This window comes from Rothia sp. HMSC058E10 (assembly GCF_001809415.1).
Lineage (GTDB): Bacteria > Actinomycetota > Actinomycetes > Actinomycetales > Micrococcaceae > Rothia > Rothia dentocariosa.
This window is the reverse complement of the sequence record NZ_KV797627.1, coordinates 67033-87015: the sequence shown is the minus strand read 5'-3', so window position 1 is coordinate 87015 and position 19983 is coordinate 67033. Positions and strand designations below refer to the sequence as shown.

The following is a 19983-nucleotide window of genomic DNA, read 5'->3' as shown; positions in this document are numbered from 1 at the left end:
TTCACCCCACAACGCATCTAAACCCACACCGGATGCGCGGCTTCTAAACGTTCGGGTGCGAGTAGTTTTGATCTGCCTTGAATCACAAAGGTTTTCTAGTGCGTGGCGCGTTCAGGATGCGCGGGCATCCTCTTTGTACCGCCGTGTTCCTACTGCCGCCAGCGCATCCAGAGACTATGCACACCCCAGGCGGTCAGGGAACCAATAAACGCACCCGTCCCGTTCATGAGCACGTCTAGAGGGTCGCCGGTGCGTTCGGGCATGGCCGTTTGAATGAGTTCGATTCCGGCACTGACCGCCACCGCGCCCAGGGTGATCGCCCCTACCCTGTGCCACGGGCGGGTACGGCAGAACAGCAAAAGCATGAGCATAAACCCGCCGGGGGCAAACATGATGACATTCGAGAGCTGTTCGATGCTCGCATAGGTGATAAACCCGGGCAGCCACCCCTGTGCGTGACCGGCATCGATAAGCGAGGTCAGGCGAGAACCAGCCTCGTTATCGTCCACATGCTGCGGGGCAAACACGATTGTTGCAACGGCGGCGCAATACAGCGCAAAAAGAGCCCATCCGATTACCTGGAACACTCTGCCAGATCTACCAGACAAGACGACCCCGTTCATCGAACACCGTGTTCTCATCAAAGGCGAAAAGCCCTTTAAGATCGACCTCTAAAGGCTCGGCGTTCGGCACAGTCTGCGTATGCTCGTACCCCTGCGCCGCCGAAATAGCGCGGCGAATCAGGCTCCCGTGGCTCACCGCAATGATGCGCTCCCCAGGATACTGGCGCACAATCTCACGCAGAACACGCACGGCACGCACATACACATCGCGTTCGGTCTCTACCTGCGGATAGTAGCGGTCGGGGGCGCGCCGCTCGGGAACGGGAATATTCACGCCCTCGGCGGCACCATAATTACGTTCCACCAAGTCGGGGTAGGTTTCACTGACCGGAAGCCCGAAATCCTCGCCCACCAGCTGCGCGGTCTCATAAGCTCGCGAAAGCGGTGAAGAAATCACACGATCATAGCTCAAACCCAGACTGCGCAGCTTCGCCCCGGTTTCACGTGCCTGTGCGCGACCGGTGTCGTTCAGCGGAATATCGCTGATACCCTGCATGAGCTGGTTCTTATTCCATTCGGTCTGTCCGTGGCGAATCAGCGTGAGCGAACCGCCCGCCAGATTCTTAGGGAAAGGTTCGGCGTGCAGCTTAGGCTGGCGGCTCACCAGCACGTGGGCATCAATCGCATCGTCAAGATAGTCGATAGGAAGCTCGGTGAGCGAAGCATTCGGAGGAATAGGGAACATGCCGTCGATCGTCTCGTAGCCCTCATGCTCGCGGCCTTCCAGAAGCACGGTCATCGTCACCGCAATCAGCATGCCGTGAGTAGCCACCACAATGTTCTTGCCCTCATGCTCGCGGCGCACCCGGTTCAGGGCGGTCAGGGCGCGGCTCACCAGGGCCTCGCGCTCCTCAACCCCGTATTTATGCCCATCCGTGCGGGATGCCGCCACCAGCTCAGGGGTTGCAGCCTCACCCTCCAAATCACCGAATGAACGTTCTTCTAGCCCCGCGTATGCACCCAGATACGGCACCCCTAGTGCCTGGGCAACAATCTGCCCGCTCTCCGCCGCGCGTTCAAGCGGGGACGAAACCACACCGTCAATCTGCACGCCGCGCTGAGCCATCTCACGCAGCTGCGGCACGGCACCCCGAATCTGTTCACGCCCCGTATCGTTCAACGGAATATCGGTTCTGCCCTGAAACCGGTGATTTATATTCCAGTCGGTCTGCCCGTGCCGAAGCAGAAAAATCTTACCGGGCGTTTCAGCGTGTTCATGGTGGGTCTGTGCGTCAGTCATGGTCTTAAGTATGGCATCATCCTCACGATTTAGAGCCGTACCCCAGAACACGCCCCACTCATCCTTAGGGATGAAAACCCGCGAAAAACCCGGCATTATCGCCGCATTTTTTCACCCCGCAGACGGATAAAAACGCCCCGTCACCCTTGGAAAAATGGATGCTATGAATACTTCTTACACCTCATACGCACCCGTCATCTCGGTGCGCAACCTTACCAAATCCTACGGACAGCACACAGTACTGCGCGATATTTCGCTCGATATTTACCCCGGCGAATCCGTGGCCGTTATGGGACCCTCCGGTTCCGGAAAAACCACGCTTCTGCACGCGCTCTCCGGCATTATTCGCATAGACTCGGGCACCATTCAGGTGCTCGGCGGCGGACCCGAGATACCGGGCGGGCGCGTTGAACTCGGCGCCCTAAGCGAAAAACAGCGCACAAGCCTGCGCGCAAACTCCTTCGGATTCATCTTTCAGCAGGGACTTCTCATCCCTGAGCTCACCGCAGAAGAAAATGTCTCGCTCGCCGCCATGATCTCCGGGATGTCGCGCGAGCAGGCACGTACCGCATCCGCAAACCTGCTCGCCCGGCTGGGGCTAGGCGACATGTGCGAGAAACGCATCGGCGAACTTTCTGGCGGGCAGGCACAGCGCGTGGCAATTGCGCGTTCACAGATTACCGGTGCACCGATTACCTTTGCGGATGAACCCACCGGCGCGCTCGACAGCGTGACCGCCCAAGAGGTCATGGATCTTCTGCTCACACTCGTTCCGCAGCAGGGTAAAACCCTCGTGATCGTCACCCACGATCCGCAAGTTGCGGCGCAATGCTCCCGCACAATCCACCTGCACGACGGGCAGATTGTGCAGGATAACCGGCAGGATCCCACCGCGCCAGGTCAGCAGGGCGGGGATTCGGTACAGTATCGGGTGCCCGCACCGCCGAGCCAGCCGGTACCCCCTCAGGATGCGGCACCCGCTCCTTCCGCACAACCGGGCGTCTTCCAGCCTGGGAACCCCGCGGTAAACCCGCCCCAAACATACAACCGGGTTTCCGTACAAACCCAGCCGCCCGCGAACGTTCGCTACTCCCCCGCCCATACTCCGGGCACGGCGCACACCGCGGCCTCACGCAACCATGCACCAGCGCCGTATAAACCCGCCCGGCGTCTTTTCTCGATGCGCGGCCTCCTGGGGAAAGGCGCCTAAGAATGCAGACCTTCAAACTTCTCGCGCGCCGCACCCTGCCCACATCCCAGGCGATCCTTCCGGTGCTCGCGTTTGCCGCATCTGCGGCGCTCTTTCTGCTGATCGCCGGAGGTATTCACGCCTTCTACCTGTGGCTGGGCGGGGACGCCAGCACGGCCACCTCGGTCGAGTCGGGACCCGGCACCAAAAACACGGCGCACACGATGCAGCCGCTATACCTGATGCTCGCCTGGATTAGCGGGTTCCTGCTTCTCACCCCGCTCTTCACGCTCGGCGCATCCGCGGCACGGCTCAGCGCACGCCGCCGCGACGACCGCCTGACAACCCTGCGGCTGCTGGGTGCCTCCACCCGGCGGCTTACCCTCTACACCATGCTCGATTCCGTGATCTACGCTGCGGTTGGGTTCGTGCTCGGGTTTATCGTGTACCTGATTCTGGTGCTGCCCTTCGGGATGCTGCGCTTCCAGAACATCCCGCTGGGCCCCGAAAATATGCTGCTGCCCCTGCCCATCGTACTGGTCTGCGGGTTTGTGAGCCTGATCATCGCCGCAACCAGTTCGCTCTTTGGGCTCTCGAAGGTGGCCATCAGCCCGCTGGGGGTACGCACCCGGTCGGATAAGCCGTCTCTCGGTAAACGCGCCCTCATTCTGGGCTGTGTACTTCTGGTGATGGGCTTTGTCGGGGCGATTGCTTCCCAGGTCATTATGAATCTCGCCGCCGATTCGATGGACTCGAACGGGTTCGTGCTGGTACTGGTAATCACCATCATGTTTGGGCTGCCGATCCTGCTCACGATGCTCGCCGTAGACCTGATCGGCGGGTTCGTGGTGGGTCTGTACGCCCGCATTCGGGTTCGCACCGCCCGCACCCCCGCAACCCTGCTGGCATATCGCTCCATTTTGGAATCGCCGCGCGCCGCCTGGCGGCAGGTCTCCGGGGTTGCCATGACCACGTTTATTGCCGCTTTCGTGGGGCCGATTCTGGGCATGGTCAATTCCGCGCCGGGTGTGGAAGAAGGCTCGGCGGAGTCCTATCTTATTGGGGATATATTGCAGGGTCTGGTGCTGGTGCTGTTCCTCTCCTACCTGCTGGTGGCGCTTTCGGCGCTGCTAAACCAGTCCGCCGCTATCTATGAGCGCAGTTCATTGTATTCTTCTCTGCGGATGATGGGTACCGAAGCTGCGGTTTTGAAGCGTTCGAGGCGCATCGTAGTGTTTGGCCCACTGCTGCTGGTGAGCTGTATGTCTGCGGTGGTGGCACTGCCGCTATTCGTGCTGCTGCTTGGTTCGGCGCTCACCGAGACGGGGCTGCTGTACACCGCAGCACTGGTATTCGGCTCGATCGCGATGGGGCTGGGGCTGGTATTCGCAGCGTTGGCGGCAACCGGGCCCGTCATGGAACAGGTCAGCCGCAAACCGGTCTCGGCAGTGTAGCGTTTTCTTTTCCCGCGAGCAGGTAGGATTTTCCTACCTGCTCGCGGCATACACTAAGCGTTAAGACTAAAACTCGAACGGGTTGAGAATATCGAGGTCCATGCCCTGAAAATCTGCAACGTTACGAGTCACCAACATCAGGTGGTGTTCTCGGGCAGTGGCACCGATCAGCGCATCGTATTCTGATTTCTTATGCGGCACGTGGAGTTCAGCGCAGGTGAGAGCAACCTCTAAAGAAACCGGCAGGATGCGCCCCGCAAACTCCGGCGCAAGCTCATGAGAAAACCATTGCTGCAGAATCTGAGCCTGAGCCGCATCTTTACGGGCATGCCGCAGGATTCCTGCGCGAATCTCCATCATGCTAATCACGCTGATATACACGTCGTTCACGTCTACATGTTCTACCCAACGGCGCACCGAAGGATGCATTCTGCCCGAACGGTATTTACGCAGTTCGGAGATCACATTTGTATCGGCAAGGTACACGGATTAGTTCTCCTCGCTGCCGAAAAAGTCGCCGTCTTCTGCGAAGTCTACCTCGCGGTGAGGATTTGGGATGCTCGGTTCGCGATCAATATCAAAATCAATCTCGCCCGCCTCTGCCGACATGGTGGAAAGCGCATCCGCCAAGGAACGCCGAGGTTGCGGTTGGGCCAGTCGTTGATAGTCTTCAATACTCAAAATAACGTTGGTCGGTGTGCCGCGTTTGGTAATAAAGACGGGTTCTTCTGCGGCGAGGCGCAGGGCGGCACTGGCATTCTGATTAAATTCGCGTGCTGATACTGTAGTCGTCATAGTTTTCTCTCCCCAAAATCCAATTGTAGTAATGTTACTATATTTCAGAATACTGCGAGCAGGTAGGATTTTGCCGACAAGGTAGGATTTTCCTACCTGCTCGGACCAAAAACCACCTGCTCGCGGTATAGGTGGAATAGGAGGGCGGGTGTGAGAAGATGGAGACATGTTTGAACACACCGTGCCCGCATCCTGGTTCCCCCGCTGCGCAATCTTCGACTGCGACGGGGTTCTTCTCGATTCCGAGACCGCCTGGAACCGCGTGCAGCGCGAACTCTTCAACCGCTGGAACATCCCCTTCAGCGACGACCTCGAAGAGCAGCTGATCGGGCTTTCTGCGCATCAGGTTGCAGAAACGCTCGCCCGTCTCTCATACACCGGCGACCCTAACAACACCCAGGAATACGCCCAGCATCAGCACAATACGCTCACTGAACTTGCGCGCATCGAAGCAGATATTATCAACGCTGGTGTGGACCTCGTACCCGGTGCCCAAGAATTCCTCAGCTACCTGGGCGAGCATATGCCCGTGGCCGTCGCATCCAACTCCACGGCAGGCATTCTCGACACCAAAATGCACACCTACGGGTATGCCCCGCTCGTGCGCACCTGGGTTAGCTGCGACGACGTTCCCCACGGCAAACCCGCACCCGATATCTACCGGGAGGCGGCACGTCGCCTAGGCTTCGCCGGGCCGGATGCGCTCACGATCGAAGACTCACCGGCAGGCGCGCAGGCGGCACGAGACGCCGGAACTAAGGTTCTTATTTACGTACCCCACGGTGACTTTGCCGAGGCACCGCGCGGGTTTGGGCACTTCGACACGTTTACCGACCCGCAGCTTTGGCGCACGGCGCGCGACTGGGTGGCACGGCTGGAGGATTCGGCGGTGAAAGCATCCACAACCCTGATGGCGGAGAGCTAAAATGACACCTCAGAACCCGGGTAAAGATGCCCGCAACGAGCAGAATTTTGGCGACCGACCCGAGAACTCGCAGGGGCAGGACTCGGAGCGAAATCGGGCTGAACAGGCTCGCCCGAATCAGCATGAACAAACCCCACGCGGGCAGTATCAGAGCGGGCAGAGGCGCTACGGTTTGCGCTTTGAGAATATGAGCGCCGAAGAGCTCGAATACTACCGCCCGTTCTGGGAAGAAAAACCTGACCCGGATGCGGTTCCCCCCGAACTCATCGACCACCTGAAGGTGCGGGCGCGCCGCCGCCTAGTGAACGCCCTCAGCCTGATTGCCGTGGCGGTCGGGGTAACCCTCACGCTCTCGGGCATGCTCTCAGGTGCCCTGTACCTTTCATTTCCCGGTGCTTTCGCCTTCGGAGCAGGCATCTTCGGCTGGGTCGCGGTGCGTCGTCGCCTCTTCGCCTGGCTGCGTCTGCCCGGGGAGAGCGCGCTCAAACGCGGCGAACGAAGCCGCTGGTGGATACTGCCGCATGTGCTGGCGGCGGCGGGAACCGCATCCATTCTGGGGTGTTTCTCGGTGGTGCCGATTATTTACGCGCATGTGGACGATACGCTTAGGCGCAATCACATCGTCATGTGGGGCGAGATCGGCACGACCCTGCTGATTTTCGCGGCGCTCATATACGGCATGATGGCGCTCGGCGAATACACACAGCAGGACGACGACGAACGGGTGCTGCGCCCCACCGACTACGCCCAGCAGAAGGGCACATCCGGCGATGCACCGCAGATTCCGCGGTACCGTCCGGGGATGCTCAACCCCCGCAATAAAGACGATTCCTCGTCGTAGCGGATACCAAGCAGCCACACGAGGCAAGCCGGGCTCCCGCAGCGCTGCCTCAACCAGTGGGTGTCCTTTTACCGCGATATGGGAAAAGTGAGTGCCTACACCATCACCATGCTCCAGCTCAAACATTGCGCGTTCGCTGACGCTCACGACGCAAAACTCGCAACTCGCATGGGATGATGCGGGCTGCGCCAACAACATTCCACGGGCCGACAGTTCCCCGTTACCTCTGTGGCATTTTCGAGAAAAACCCGCTCACCCGGCACACGCGAGAAACACAAATAGGAACCAGGCTCGGGCTGCACTATCATTCACAAGCCCAAACATAACTCAAGGGGTTTCCCACGAAACACGATTGCTTCACGGGAAACCCCTTGAGTGTGCCTAATCCGGCGAGACTTAGCGGCGCAAAGCCTTCTTCGCCAGCATATTGCCAATGAGCTGCACGAGCTGCACCAGCACGATAATGACCGCAACCACAGCCCAGGTGATCTGATCCTGGAACCTCTGGTAGCCGTCCACGATAGCGACCTTACCCAGGCCGCCGCCGCCCACATACCCGGCCATGGCCGACATATCGACCACGCCGATCACAATGAAGGTGTAGCCCAGGATCAGCGGTCCGAGCGATTCAGGGATCATCACGGTGAAGAGAATCCGCAGCTTGGAGGCACCCATCGCGCGGGCAGCCTCAATCACACCCGGGTCGATCGAGACCATGTTCTGCTCCACAATGCGCGCAATAGCGAAGGATGCGCCGAAGGTCATTGCGAAGATCGCCGCGTTTATGCCTAGACGGGTCTGTACTACCGCGCTGGTGAGCGGACCTAAAGCCGCAATCAGAATAATGAACGGGATAGGCCGCACGATATTCACCAGAACGTTCAGCACCGTGTAAGCAAACCGGTTCTGGAAGATATTTCCGGTGCGCGTGGTGTACAGCAAGGCACCCATAATCAGACCGAGAAGACCGGCAATCACCATCGTTACAGAGACCATGTACAGGGTATCGAAGATGGCGGGAACCAGCTTATCGGGAATGAAGGTATCCCAATTCACCGACCGGGTTGATGCCGCTAACGGCAGAGTAGTCACAAGTGCAGACATTAGCGCACCTCCTGTACGCGGGTTACGGTCTTCAGCTCGGCAACCGCGGCATCAATACTCGTCACATCGCCAAGAAGTTCGAGGGTGAGGGTTCCGTAGGCTTTCCCCTGCAAGGTCTCAATGCCACCATGCACAATATTGAAGCGCACGTTCCGCGAACCCAGGTACGCCAGGATTTTGCCGAGTTCCTGGTTGCCTTCCACGATCTCGACGTTCACCAGGTAGCCCTTGTGGTTCTTGCGCAGCGCGGCAGCCGCATCGCCGGTGGGGCTCTGCTTGACGGTAGTCGCCACGAATCGTTGCGCAACCTCGGTCTGCGGATTCGAGAAAACCTCGTAAACGCTGCCGGTTTCGACCACGCGGCCTTCTTCCATGACCGCCACACGATCGGCGATCGAGGAAACAACATCCATTTCGTGGGTAATCACGATGACCGTAATCCCAAGCTCACGATTGACCTCTTTGAGCAGCTCAAGCACCTCATGCGTGGTTTCCGGGTCAAGGGCGCTGGTTGCCTCATCCGCCAACAGCAGGGAAGGCTTCGTAGCGAGCGCACGGGCAATACCCACACGCTGTTTCTGCCCACCGGAAAGCTGGCTTGGATAGTATTTCGCGCGGTCTGCCAAGCCCACGAATTCGAGCATCTCCTGCACGCGTTTGGTGCGTTCTCCTTTGCTCCACCCGGCGACCTTGAGCGGGAACTCCACGTTTTGGGCTACGGTGCGTGAGTTCATGAGGTTGAACTGCTGGAAGATCATGCCGATATTGGTACGGACTTTTTGCAGCTCAAGGTCACGTTTACCGGAAATCTCGAAGCCGTCCACGGTCAGGGTGCCGCTGGTGGTGCTCTCCAGCCCGTTGATCAGGCGCACCAGGGTGGATTTGCCCGCGCCCGAGTAGCCGATAATCGCGAAGATCTCGCCCTTCTTGACGGTGAGGGAAACGTTTTTGACGGCGGCAACTTCTTTCTTGCCCTTGCCGAAAATTTTGGAGACGTTATCGATCGTGACCATGGGCTCGGCGCCGGTGTCCGCTGCGCCGGGGCTGATGAGGGTGTTAGTGCCCTTCGGTGTGGTGGCGCCGGGCTCTGGGTTCTTTGCCCACGGGGCTGCCTGTTCGCTCACTGTACGCTCTCTTTGCTCTCGTGTGATTTAGGGCTGGGGCAAAATACGCCGGATGCTCTCGTGCTCGGCGGCGCGCATCCGCATGTATTCACCCCAGGAACGGCAAAGGCGGTAAGCCGGTTTTCGCCTGGTTTTCAGGGAAATGCCGGGTTACCGCATTTACCGTGTGCATTCATGCACGTGTCTGTTTTACTTGCGAAGCGCCGATTCTTCTTTCTGCAGCGCCTGCTTCAGTTCATCCTGGGAGAGGTTGACCTCAACCGCAGTGTTCTTGGAGTCTTCCTTCACGGCATCCTGCACGGGCTGGGTGTGGAAGATTTCGACGACCTTCTTGTAGGTTTCGTCGTCTACCTTATCCTTCTGCGCCACGAACAGGTTCACGTAGCGGCGGGCGTCGGGGTTGTTGGGGTCATCCTGCGCGAGGGCGTCCGAGGGGTTCAGTCCCGCATCCGCCAAGAAGGTGTTATTGATGACGGAGGCGTCCACGGAGTCCAGGGAGACCACGGTCTGCGATGCATCCACGGGGGTAACCTTGACCTTGGACTTCTCGGTGTCAATATCGTCGTGGGTGGGGCTGTGCACGTCAGACTTGAGGGTTACCAGGTTCTGAGCCTTCAGCAGCAGAATGGCGCGTGCCTCGTTCACGGGGTCGTTCGGGACGGCAATGGTACCGTCCTGGGGAATTTCGTCTACCTTCTTGTGCTTCTGCGAGAAGAGAGCCATGGGGTAAATATTGGTTGAACCGACGATCTGCAGATCTTTACCCGAGTTCACGTTGTAGCTCGCCAGGTATGCGATGTGCTGGAAGCGGTTCAGGTCGGTATCGCCCGATTCCACGGAGGGGTTGGGCTGGTTGTAGTCGGTAAATTCCTGGTATTCGATGTCGATACCCTGCTTGGCGGCTTCTTCCTTGAGCACGTCGTTAGCTTTCTCGGTGCCGACCACGCCGATGGTGACCTTCTTGTTGTTACCGTTACCGTTCGAGGAGGAACCGCAGGCGGCGAGGCTGAAGACGAGAGGTACAACTGCCAGTGCAGCAACAAATTTTTTCACGGCTATGAAACTTTCTGTTGTTTGGGTTTACGATGCGCCACCACGTGCACGGTTTAACTCCTGTGCGGGTGGTTCCCGGGTTTCCGGGGGTTTTTACCCATTAGAGCATGCCCCCGGCTGTGGATGGTAGTTATTTGACCCCACTGTGACACACTCCGTCAAGCTCGTCATATTTCGTAACATTTCAACCAGTAAAGTTAACATCCCTGAACTATAGATATGTACCTATATCACTTCGGTAACGGATGGATCAAGCTATGGTAAATACATACGCAGCACAATGGTATCTAGATTAGATTCATGCAATGAAATATCATCGCCTTGGCTCGCTAAGGCATGAATCTCTTCAGACAACCTAGCCACCTGCTGGTGAATCTCGTTAGTCGAATCATATCGAGGAATCATTATATTCTTTAGCACATCGATCCCTCGATTTAATCCTACACCATATGTGTCTATAATGTCTCGTACACTTGGAGAATTTAAAATACCAGATAGATAGTATGCTTCTAACATAGACTCTGTACTTACCATCAGAATTTTAGAGTCAACTACTACAGGCTTATCCTGACCACCAAATATTGATAAATCACTCATAGGCAAAGTACTGTAGGGCCCAATAGCAACAGCAGATGAACTAGCAGCCTGTTCTTTCCAAATAACTTTATAGGCTGAAAAGGTGTACTCTCCTACATTATCCAAACGGTACCAAGGATGAATCTTAGGATCATAGAACTTTCCATTTTGCCTTCGGCTTGCATCAAGCTCTTCCCGATAATATTCTAACCATTTATAGGTTTCAGTAGCATTCCTGGCCAGATCTATCTCACTCATACCATAAGGAGTTTCGGGAGTATGAGGAACTAACATAAATTCATTAGATATTACTTTCCAACGCCGAATGTTCCTTCCACCCAACATAGGATATACATAAGTGTCCTCAATAATTCCAGGGTGTTCGCCACGATTTTTAATATCTTTACGGCGCTGCCTAGACATATCATTTACAATACGAACAAAATTATCTCCCAAAGGTTCTGGTTTTTTAAGAATATAAACTCCCTTTGCACCAGCAGGTTCTATCCCTTTACGCCCACGATAGCAAGGTTTCTCACCATGCAACAAGATATTATCAACTATTTCAATCTGCTCATTCGACAATGTCGCCCAAGAAGATTGAATATCCGATGAATCAATAGGCCTCGCTACTTTTTGGGTATTGTAAATCTTTCCTAAGACATTATCCCAAGTATCATGGGCTCCAAATATCTCCTTTTTAGCTTTATAATCCCATTCATACCACATATTCATGGGATAAGTATTTTGGACACCTTTTTCTAAAAGCATCCCTATAGTACGAGCTGTATGCTTGGGCTTAAATATTTGCAAAGTATTATAGTCATCAACTAAAGATACCTTAATGGGAATATCTTGATTATTACGCGTTATCTTAAACTTCCTAAACCCGTGCCCGCCTTTTGTAGACTTTACAAAAGCCCAAGGTAGTAAGAAATATAATTTACCACCATTAGCTAAATATTGATCCAACGCAACATAAGTAACCGCCATTCCAAAATCATCGTGCGTAGTTTTTTTATCATATGCGTTTTTTTCAAAAATTCCATAACTTTTCCAAACCTCTAAAGTTCCGCGTCGATATGTGCTGCTCATTGACTTCCAAGATATCCAGGGCGGGTTACCAACAACGTAGTCAAATTTATTTTTAAGCAATACAGGAGCAAAACTATTCTTAAGAATCTTTCCCCAAAATGAATCTCGAGCGCTCCTATGGAGTAGCGTAAGATCTTCATACATTGTCTTAACAGCCTCTTTTTGGGTTTCAGTCAAATTAAATTTATCTAAAACCATAATAGAAAATATCGCATATCCTCGACTATTAGCTATAGACTCAGTAACCCCGTCCAAAAACTCACTAGCTTCACTGAATGTATCAAATTTCGGAATTTCAAAATCCCCTACGGAAGTGCTAGCAACAACCAATTCACTTTTCTGTTCGCTATATACAACAGGGGATAGAACGGAATCTGCTATATAAATTGGAATAGTAATATTCAAGTCTTTCGCCAATATTTCCTCATCAATAGAAGAAAAAAGCGTCAAAATATAGTTAGCTTTTGCAGATATCGCAGATATTGGGTTGAGGTCGAACCCTACTATATTATTAACTATATTTTTAATATCTTCTGTCCCAATATTATATTCCTTCTTTGAAACAACCCGTTTTAGTGCCTGAATAAGAAAAGCTCCTGACCCACAAGTTGGATCAATAAGCCTAGCTTCTATATCACCCGTATATCCCACACGATCGAGAGCATGTTCAACAATCCAATCCGGCGAGAAATACTCCCCAAGCAAGTGCCTCACTTTATCAGGTATTAACGACATATATATTTCTTGTAAAATATCCTGAACCGTTTCTGGTTTTAACTTAAAGGTTGCCAAATCCAACTTATTTATATTCTCTTGAACATTATTAATTACATCTTGCATCATGATTTGATGTTCTTTACTAAAAATATCCCCACCTATATATGTAAACCACTCATAATAATGAATTTCAAAAAAGTTATTTATTTTTTTAGAATTATAAGTTTCATTACCTTCAAATATTTCAATTATATCGCTCCATTTTAAATTAAATCCAATATCTATAGTTGGATCTGAAACTATTTTTATAAAACTATTGATAAGCAGCTTAAGAACTAGATTAAAATAAGTTTGTGTCGAGAATAGAAATAATTTATAGTCTACAGTATTATCGATATTATATAACTCTCGAATTGCATCAGATGTGGCATTAAATTCCGTCTCCTGAGATACATCACCAAACATAACTCCGAAACTTCTATCCCACTCATTGAACAAAGTCATAATTCGAGTTGGAGATTTATCATGATTATATTTATTATAATTATCCAAAATTATACTATATATATTCTTTATAGCATTAGAAACATAAATTTTTTCGGGACCAAACAAGCTAACAAGGTTATTTTTGCTCATTTTTAATTTATTCATTGCGTTAAAAAGTGATATTATTTCCTTTATACCTTCACGCAGATTATAAACTTTATGCACAAATTTATAGGGAAGCTTCCTAAATGAACTTTGAGAAGATTCAAACCTTGTCCTAGTTAAATCAATGTCTTGCAAATCGCCTGATTTCATAAACCTAGAGATGATCCACTGTTTACCATCAAATCCAACTCCAAATGTATCAAGAATTGAATCATCTACATCGTTATTTTCTATAGAATTTATAATATACTGGTACAATCCACTATCATTAATTTTAGATTTTCGTCCATATAATGCTTCATTTATACCCGTATTTTTTGAGAAATAATTATATTTTTTATATTCGATAACAATATTTCCTACAGTTGCATCTGCCCTGCCTCCTTTTTTAAAATTATGCTCAGACAGAAATTTAACGTGAGGTGCATATATCTTACGTATTGGTTCGATTATGCTACTGTATGTATGTATTTTTATATCATCTTCATTAGCAAAAGTTTGATTTTTAAATGAATCTAGAATACTGTCGATATTTATATCTTGCACGTAGCACTCCCCTAAAATCTTCACTGCACAGCAATACTATTGTAACCTCAAATTTCAAAATAGAATAATCTTTATATTATTATGCTATCCGAACGTACGTTGTTAAGCGGCTGGTAAAACACGACGGCAGTCGCCACAAATCCGCCCGCGATAGCCCAACCGCCGTGCAGAACCGGAGCATCCGGCATAGTCGGGATGCGCGCCGTGAAGGTGCCGCGCGCATCCTCTCCCCTGCGCCCCGCCCCAGATTCGACGTCGCAGGCTACGGAAATATCGCTCACGTCAAATCCGCGAAAGCCCAGGGGGTACCAGGTTTTGAGCGCCGCCTCTTTCGCAGAAAACAGCACCTTCGAGTAGGCCCCAAAGGCAAACCGCCGTTCTTCGTCACGCACAATAAGCTCTTGCACGGCGGCAGAGAGCGGTACCGCAGGTTCAACATCGATCCCGACGCCCGCATAGCGCTTTGCCGAGCCAACCGCCGCCGCACGATACCCGGCGCAGTGGGTCATACTCCCCACAACCCCGGCAGGCCAGGCGGGCGAGCCATCGGCGCGCGGCACGAACACCGGCTCAGTCGGCGGTTCGGTGAGCTCAGGCTCCCGCAGGTACAGCCGTTGTAGCGCCAACCGGGCGCAGGAACGCGCCGTAGTCGCCTCGCGCACGCGCTTGAGGACGGCGTTGGCGAAATACTCCCGTTCAGCATCGCGAAGGTGCCCGAAATCGCCGGTGGTTTCTGCCACGCATATCTCCGGCGGGAGCAGGCTTCGCACCAGCGATTCGCCCGTGTTCTCGGCGGTGCTCATATGCTCAAGCCCCACGAATTTTCGGTGCCGCCCGAGCTCTCGGCGCCCTTCATATCGTCAAACGCTGCATTCACGCGGTTCACCATACCATCACCGCCGCATCCGCTGAGGTATTGTGCCTAGTCAAAGGACGGAATTTCGCCCCGTTGCATGGCGTGCACCGCATTGCGGAAATCTTCGGTAAGCACACCGCGGGCGAAAAACTCGTGCTCGGCATGCATATGTTCCTCAAGCTCCACAACATAGCGCGCAGCCAGCATAGACTTGGCGGCGCGCACCGTATGAGAGGCCGAACCGGCAATCTGCTCCGCGAGCTGTTCGGCGCATGCATTCAGCTCACCCGGCTCTGACACCCGATGCACCAGCGAAAGCTCCTGCGCACGCGCGGCACGCAGAACAGGCTGGGTGTATAACAGTTCGGTGGCGGCGCTGAACCCGGCGTAGCGCGGTAAGAACCAGCTCATCCCGCCGTCCGTGGATGCCCCGATCATGCCGTAGGCAATATTGAGTTTGGTGCGTGGTTCGGCAACACGCAGATCGCATGCGAGCGCCAAGGACATGCCCGCCCCCGCCGCCTGCCCGTTAATGGCGGCGATAAAGGGGATAGGCGCGGCAACAATCCCAAGAATAATGTCTTCGAGCAGGCGCGCGAGGTCGCGGCTGTACGCTAAGGATTCTTCTTTTTCGCGCGACATACCTTCGGCGAAGTCGTCGTAGCTGCCGCCTAAGCTAAAGTCCTGCCCAGCTCCGGTGAGCACGGCGGCTTTGAGCGTATCGTCCTCGTGCAGCCGGTTGAGCACCTCGCGCAGCTCGGTCGCCAGGTGGCGGCTGAGGGTGTTGCGGTTTTCGGGCTGATTCAGGGTCACATACGCGATGCTGCCGCGGCGTTCGAGGAGTACGGCGGGGTTATCTGCGGTGTTGTTAGTCATGAAGTACCATCCGAACTGTGGCTGTTGTGGCGGGTTTGCTCTGGCCTTTAACATGAACGGCAACACGAATTTCGGCGAGGGTGGCATCCCCAAAATCTTCGGCGCTCACGATTGATGCGCTGCCGCATACCTGCGAGTCCACCGGCACGGCGCTGCGGAACCTGGCGGCACTCACCCCGGCGTTCACAAGCATAGAGGTACCCTCTGCGGGGAGCAGCTGCCCGGCGAAGGTGATGGCGAGGCTCAGCAGATACGCCCCGTGCACGATGGTGCCGCCGAAGGGGGTGTGCGCCGCGCGGTACGGGTCTGTGTGAATCCACTGGGTGTCGCCGGTGAGATCGCCGAAGCGGTTGATGTTCTGCTGGCTGATGCGCATCCAGGGGGTCTCGCCCAGGGGTTCGCCGATGCGCGCGCTCAGGTCGGCGGTGCGTTCCGCAGTCATGATGCGCCTCCGGCGGCGTGATCGGCGGCGGTTTGTACGTCTTCGGGGGTGATAGCGCCGCCTGCGCCGGTTCCGGTGACGGTTTTCAGATCGACTCCGAGGGAGCGGGCGAGCCTGCGCACGGCGGGCGAAACTTTGGCACCCGAACGGGCCTTACCGCCTTGAGTTTTGGCGGATTTTGGCGGCAGCGCGGTACCGGTGCCGCCGGGTTTGATGGGCATTTTGCCCCTGCCCACCAGGTGTTTGCTCTCTCCCGCGCCGGATTTGGCGGGGAGCTTATCGGCTGAATCCTTCGCGGGGGCTTCTGCACCAGCCATGGGCGCCTGGGTCTGCGGGGTGGGGGTGCGCAGCTCGATGAGGGGCGCATCCACGTCGACAACCTGACCGACCGGTTCGAGCAGACGCACCACGACGCCCGCGACCGGCGAGGGGATTTCGACCGTGGATTTAGCGGTTTCGACCACCACGAGCACCTGATCCAGCTCAACCCGCTGGCCTTCGCTGATGAGCCACTCGATAATCTCGCCCGAGCGAAGCCCCTCCCCCAAATCCGGTAGGTAAAAGGTGAAGGGGTAGCCGGAAGCGTCGGAACCCTCGGGCGGTAAGGGTTCGGGGCTCGGGGCGGATGAAGCGTGCGGTGTATCAGTCATGGCGTGTTTCTCCTAGTCGTTCTCGGCGTAGAGGGTTGCGATAGCGCCCAGAATCTTCTCTTCGTTTGGCAAATACAGGTGTTCCAGCCCGGGTGGCGGATAGGGCACGTCCAGGCCGGTCACACGCTCTACGGGGCGTTCTAAGTAATCGAAACAGCGTGAGGTAATGCGCGCCACCACCTCGGCGCCGAATCCGCCGGTCTGCGGGGCCTCGTGTACCATGACGGCGCGGCCGGTGCGCATCACGCTTTCGCATACGGTGTGTTCGTCGAACGGGGTGAGGGTGCGCAGATCGATCACCTCAACGCTGTACCCGTATTCGGCGGCGGTTTCGGCGGCGGCAAGCGCCATCGGTACCGTCGGCCCGTAGCTGATAAGGGTTACGTCCTCGCCGGGGCGGCAAATTCGTGCCTGCCCAATCGGCAGAGGGTTCGCCGAGGTATCAAGGTCACCCTCTTCCCAGTACAGACGCTTGGGTTCGTAGAAAATCACCGGGTCGTCGCTGCGAATCGCCTGGCGCAGCATATGGTAGGCATCCGAAGGGTTGGAGGGGGTGTACACGTGCAGCCCGGGAGTATGCGCGGCGTACCCCTCCGAACTGTCGCTGTGATGCTCCACGGCACCCACCCCGCCGCCGTAGGGCATGCGCACCACCACGGGCATGGAGAGGTCGCCGCGCGTGCGGTTGCGCATTTTCGCCAGATTGCTCACCATCTGTTCAAAGGCGGGGTAGCCGAAAGCGTCAAACTGCATTTCGATCACGGGGCGGAACCCGTACATTGCCATGCCGATCGCAGCCCCCATAATTCCCGCCTCAGAAATAGGGGTGTCGAAGCAGCGTTCCTCACCGAACCGTTCGGTCAGCCCGTCGGTCACACGGAAAACACCGCCGAGGGTGCCTACGTCCACGCCGAACATCACCACGCGGTCGTTATGCTGCATTTCGTGGCCCAAGGCCAGGTTGAGGGCGCCCACCATTGAGGTTCGCTGCACCGCATCCGAGCGGGATTGGGTCGATTTCGGCGCCTGAGGTGCGGTGTCAGATGCGGTCTTCGCGTCGCGTACCTGAGTATCTGCTGCCTGCTGGCTCATGCGTTTTCTCCATTCTGCGCGGCGTGCTGTTGTGCGTACTCCTCGGCGACGGCGCTCAGGGTTGCCGGCGGGTTCACATACACGTGGGCGAAAAGATCCTGTGGGTCGGGCATCTGCAGCTGCATCATGCTGGTGCGAGCCTCGGAGGCGATCTTTTCTGCGGCTAAGATCGCGTTTTCGATATGGGTCTTCGCGTTCGGCAGGCGCTGGTACATCTGATGCTGAATGCGGGTGAGCGGGTCACGCCCGCGCCACTGCTCAACTTCTTCACGGCTGCGGTACCGATCGGGGTTGTCGGAGGTCGTATGCGGCCCCATGCGGTAGGTCATCGCCTCAATCAGGGTGGGGCCGCCACCGGCGCGGGCGCGCTCGACGGCTTCGTGCAGGCGGGGGTACACCTGCTCAAAGTCGTTGCCGTCAACCCGGTAGGCAGGCATGCCGTACCCTTCACCCTTCGCGGCGATACTTGCCGCGCGCATCTGCCGGGATACGGGGGTTGAGATAGCGTACCCGTTATTCTGCACGAGGAAGACGACGGGTGCCTCGAAGACGGCGGCGAGGTTAAGCGCCTCATGAAAGTCGCCTTCGCTTGTGGAGCCATCGCCGCACATCGCGAGGGCTACCGTGGAATCACCGGCAAATTTTGCCGCCATCGCCAGCCCGACCGCGTGGGCGGTATGCGTGGCGAGCGGGGTTGCCTCCGGGGCGGTATGCGTTTTCGTGGGGGCATACCCGCAGTGCGAAGACCCGTGGAAGGGCGAGAGGACTTCGGCAAGGTCAATACCCCGGCTCATGACGGCGACCGAATCGCGGTAGGTGGGGAAAAGCCAGTCGGCGGGTTCTAAGGCGAGGGCGGCGGCTACCTGGCATGCCTCCTGCCCCAGGGATGAGGGGTACGCCCCCATATATCCCTGTTTGGCGAGGTTGCTCGCCTGCTGATTAAAGTGCCTGCCCGCGATTATGGCGGCGTGAGCGGTGATGAGCAGGTCATCGCTCACACCGTTCTGCACCTGCTGCGGCGGGCATTGTAGTGTGCTGTTGGGCATGTTAACGCCTATCTGTCAGTCCCCTCATAAAAGCTCTTTTTATGAGGGGTGTGGGTGGCATAAGAGTGAAATACGGTGACGGATTCTAGCTGCACGCAACCGGGATGCGCCCTGGCCGCCAGCGCTCAGGCGGTGGTTTTGAATCCGATTACGCCCGCGCCCCAGGTGAATCCCGCCCCGAAGGCGGTCAGCGCCAGCAAGTCTCCCGGTTTCACGTGCCCCTCCTGTTGCCCGACGGCTAGGGTAATCGGGATGGAGGCGGCAGAGGTGTTCCCGTACCGGTCGATATATGAGAGCACTTTGGAGGAATCCCAGCGCAGCCGCCGTGCAACCGCCGCCATAATCCTTCCGTTGGCCTGGTGGCAGACCAGCTGGTCGATCCTCTCCGGGTCGATACCGCACGAGTCGAGTACGTAGGTGATTTCCTCGGACATCGCATCCACCGCCGCCATATAGACCTCGGCACCGTCCATCACCACCTGCTGCGTGGAGTCAGAAATATACAGCGCCTGCGCCTGGCTGCCATCGGAACCGAACGAACACATATAGGGGTATTCGTCCTCGCTCACCTCGGGGGCCGCCTGTACGATAGCGGCACCGGCACCGTCGGCGAAGAGTACCGCCGTGCCCGCATCCTCGGGGTTGGTCAGGCGTGACATTGCATCGGCACCGATGACGAGCGCCCGGTCGATACTGCCCTGCTCGATTTTTGAGGCGGCGTAGTCGAGGGCGTACAGGAACCCGGAACATGCGGCGTTCAGATCGACCGCGCCCACCTGCGGGGCGCCTAAACCTGCGGCAACGACGGGCGCGAGCCCCGGCGAAACCTGGTCGGCGGTTGTGGTTGCGGCAAGCACAAAGTCGATTTCTTCGGCGCTTATACCGGCATCCGCAAGCGCCTTCTCGCTCGCTTCAAGCGCCAGCTCGGCGAGAGTCTGCTCCTGGCGCAGGTGGTGGCGCTGGCGCACTCCAGTGCGACTGGCAATCCATTCGTCGTCCACGCCGAGCGCGGCGAATTCGCTGTTTGGAATGGGGTCATTGGGCACGGCGGCGCCAACGCCCGAAATTGTCACACTCATGGTGCCTTT

General features: G+C 55.8%; 19 protein-coding genes. 4 read left to right on the top strand and 15 right to left on the bottom strand.

The window, feature by feature from the left end:
• Positions 1-149 precede the first annotated feature (149 nt).
• Both HMPREF2609_RS05105 and HMPREF2609_RS05100 read right to left on the bottom strand, forming a co-directional pair.
• Positions 150-608 (bottom strand): VanZ family protein, encoded by a 459-nt coding sequence (locus HMPREF2609_RS05105; protein WP_246825579.1) that lies wholly within the window; start codon positions 606-608, stop codon positions 150-152.
• Complete coding sequence (locus tag HMPREF2609_RS05100) at positions 598-1863, bottom strand: histidine phosphatase family protein (RefSeq protein WP_070535568.1); 1266 nt, start codon at positions 1861-1863, stop codon at positions 598-600. The genes HMPREF2609_RS05105 and HMPREF2609_RS05100 overlap by 11 nt, the downstream gene beginning before the upstream one ends.
• 163 nt (positions 1864-2026) lie before the next feature.
• On the opposite strand from HMPREF2609_RS05100, the gene HMPREF2609_RS05095 reads away from it, so the two are divergent.
• Both HMPREF2609_RS05095 and HMPREF2609_RS05090 read left to right on the top strand, forming a co-directional pair.
• The gene (locus HMPREF2609_RS05095; protein WP_246825578.1) at positions 2027-3073 is read left to right on the top strand and encodes an ABC transporter ATP-binding protein; all 1047 of its coding nucleotides are present in this window, start codon (positions 2027-2029) and stop codon (positions 3071-3073) included.
• Between the two features lie 2 nt (positions 3074-3075).
• Positions 3076-4506 carry an FtsX-like permease family protein gene (locus HMPREF2609_RS05090; protein WP_070535353.1) on the top strand — a complete coding sequence of 477 codons (1431 nt, stop codon included), beginning with the start codon at positions 3076-3078 and terminating at the stop codon, positions 4504-4506.
• A gap of 66 nt (positions 4507-4572) precedes the next feature.
• On the opposite strand, the gene HMPREF2609_RS05085 is transcribed toward HMPREF2609_RS05090, so the two are convergent.
• Positions 4573-4992 (bottom strand): type II toxin-antitoxin system VapC family toxin, encoded by a 420-nt coding sequence (locus tag HMPREF2609_RS05085; protein WP_070535351.1) that lies wholly within the window; start codon positions 4990-4992, stop codon positions 4573-4575.
• Positions 4993-4995: 3 nt separating this feature from the next.
• Positions 4996-5301, bottom strand: coding sequence for a type II toxin-antitoxin system Phd/YefM family antitoxin (locus HMPREF2609_RS05080; RefSeq protein ID WP_037231293.1), 306 nt, complete (start codon positions 5299-5301; stop codon positions 4996-4998).
• Between the two features lie 166 nt (positions 5302-5467).
• On the opposite strand from HMPREF2609_RS05080, the gene HMPREF2609_RS05075 reads away from it, so the two are divergent.
• Both HMPREF2609_RS05075 and HMPREF2609_RS05070 read left to right on the top strand, forming a co-directional pair.
• Entirely contained in the window at positions 5468-6226 is a 759-nt protein-coding gene (locus HMPREF2609_RS05075; protein WP_070535349.1) for an HAD family hydrolase, read from the top strand.
• 1 nt (position 6227) lies between these two features.
• On the top strand, positions 6228-7067 hold the full coding sequence (locus HMPREF2609_RS05070; protein WP_070535347.1) for a CopD family protein: 840 nt from the start codon (positions 6228-6230) through the stop codon (positions 7065-7067).
• A gap of 396 nt (positions 7068-7463) precedes the next feature.
• Here the strand turns inward: HMPREF2609_RS05070 and HMPREF2609_RS05065 are convergent, their stop codons facing one another.
• The 11 genes from HMPREF2609_RS05065 to HMPREF2609_RS05015 all read right to left on the bottom strand — a co-directional run bounded on the left by HMPREF2609_RS05065 (position 7464) and on the right by HMPREF2609_RS05015 (position 19974).
• Entirely contained in the window at positions 7464-8171 is a 708-nt protein-coding gene (locus tag HMPREF2609_RS05065; protein ID WP_013397874.1) for a methionine ABC transporter permease, read from the bottom strand.
• On the bottom strand, positions 8171-9295 hold the full coding sequence (locus tag HMPREF2609_RS05060) for a methionine ABC transporter ATP-binding protein (RefSeq protein WP_013397875.1): 1125 nt from the start codon (positions 9293-9295) through the stop codon (positions 8171-8173). Before HMPREF2609_RS05060 ends, HMPREF2609_RS05065 begins: the two co-directional genes overlap by 1 nt.
• 189 nt (positions 9296-9484) lie before the next feature.
• Complete coding sequence (locus HMPREF2609_RS05055) at positions 9485-10348, bottom strand: MetQ/NlpA family ABC transporter substrate-binding protein (RefSeq protein ID WP_004005611.1); 864 nt, start codon at positions 10346-10348, stop codon at positions 9485-9487.
• A 255-nt stretch (positions 10349-10603) separates the two neighbouring features.
• A complete protein-coding gene (locus HMPREF2609_RS05050; protein WP_070535345.1) occupies positions 10604-13933 on the bottom strand; it encodes an Eco57I restriction-modification methylase domain-containing protein in 3330 nt (1109 codons plus the stop codon).
• Between the two features lie 71 nt (positions 13934-14004).
• On the bottom strand, positions 14005-14736 hold the full coding sequence (locus HMPREF2609_RS05045) for a 4'-phosphopantetheinyl transferase family protein (protein ID WP_141745261.1): 732 nt from the start codon (positions 14734-14736) through the stop codon (positions 14005-14007).
• A gap of 119 nt (positions 14737-14855) precedes the next feature.
• Positions 14856-15665: an enoyl-CoA hydratase/isomerase family protein gene (locus tag HMPREF2609_RS05040; RefSeq protein WP_004005614.1), complete on the bottom strand. Its 810-nt coding sequence runs from the start codon at positions 15663-15665 to the stop codon at positions 14856-14858.
• On the bottom strand, positions 15658-16107 hold the full coding sequence (locus HMPREF2609_RS05035; RefSeq protein ID WP_070521891.1) for a MaoC/PaaZ C-terminal domain-containing protein: 450 nt from the start codon (positions 16105-16107) through the stop codon (positions 15658-15660). The genes HMPREF2609_RS05040 and HMPREF2609_RS05035 overlap by 8 nt, the downstream gene beginning before the upstream one ends.
• Positions 16104-16757, bottom strand: coding sequence for a biotin/lipoyl-containing protein (locus tag HMPREF2609_RS05030; protein ID WP_070535343.1), 654 nt, complete (start codon positions 16755-16757; stop codon positions 16104-16106). The genes HMPREF2609_RS05035 and HMPREF2609_RS05030 overlap by 4 nt, the downstream gene beginning before the upstream one ends.
• A gap of 12 nt (positions 16758-16769) precedes the next feature.
• Positions 16770-17849, bottom strand: a complete 1080-nt coding sequence (locus HMPREF2609_RS05025) for an alpha-ketoacid dehydrogenase subunit beta (protein WP_210391450.1) — start codon at positions 17847-17849, stop codon at positions 16770-16772.
• On the bottom strand, positions 17846-18895 hold the full coding sequence (locus HMPREF2609_RS05020; protein WP_070535341.1) for a thiamine pyrophosphate-dependent enzyme: 1050 nt from the start codon (positions 18893-18895) through the stop codon (positions 17846-17848). The genes HMPREF2609_RS05025 and HMPREF2609_RS05020 overlap by 4 nt, the downstream gene beginning before the upstream one ends.
• A gap of 125 nt (positions 18896-19020) precedes the next feature.
• Entirely contained in the window at positions 19021-19974 is a 954-nt protein-coding gene (locus HMPREF2609_RS05015; protein WP_004005617.1) for a 3-oxoacyl-ACP synthase III family protein, read from the bottom strand.
• Positions 19975-19983: the final 9 nt, after the last annotated feature.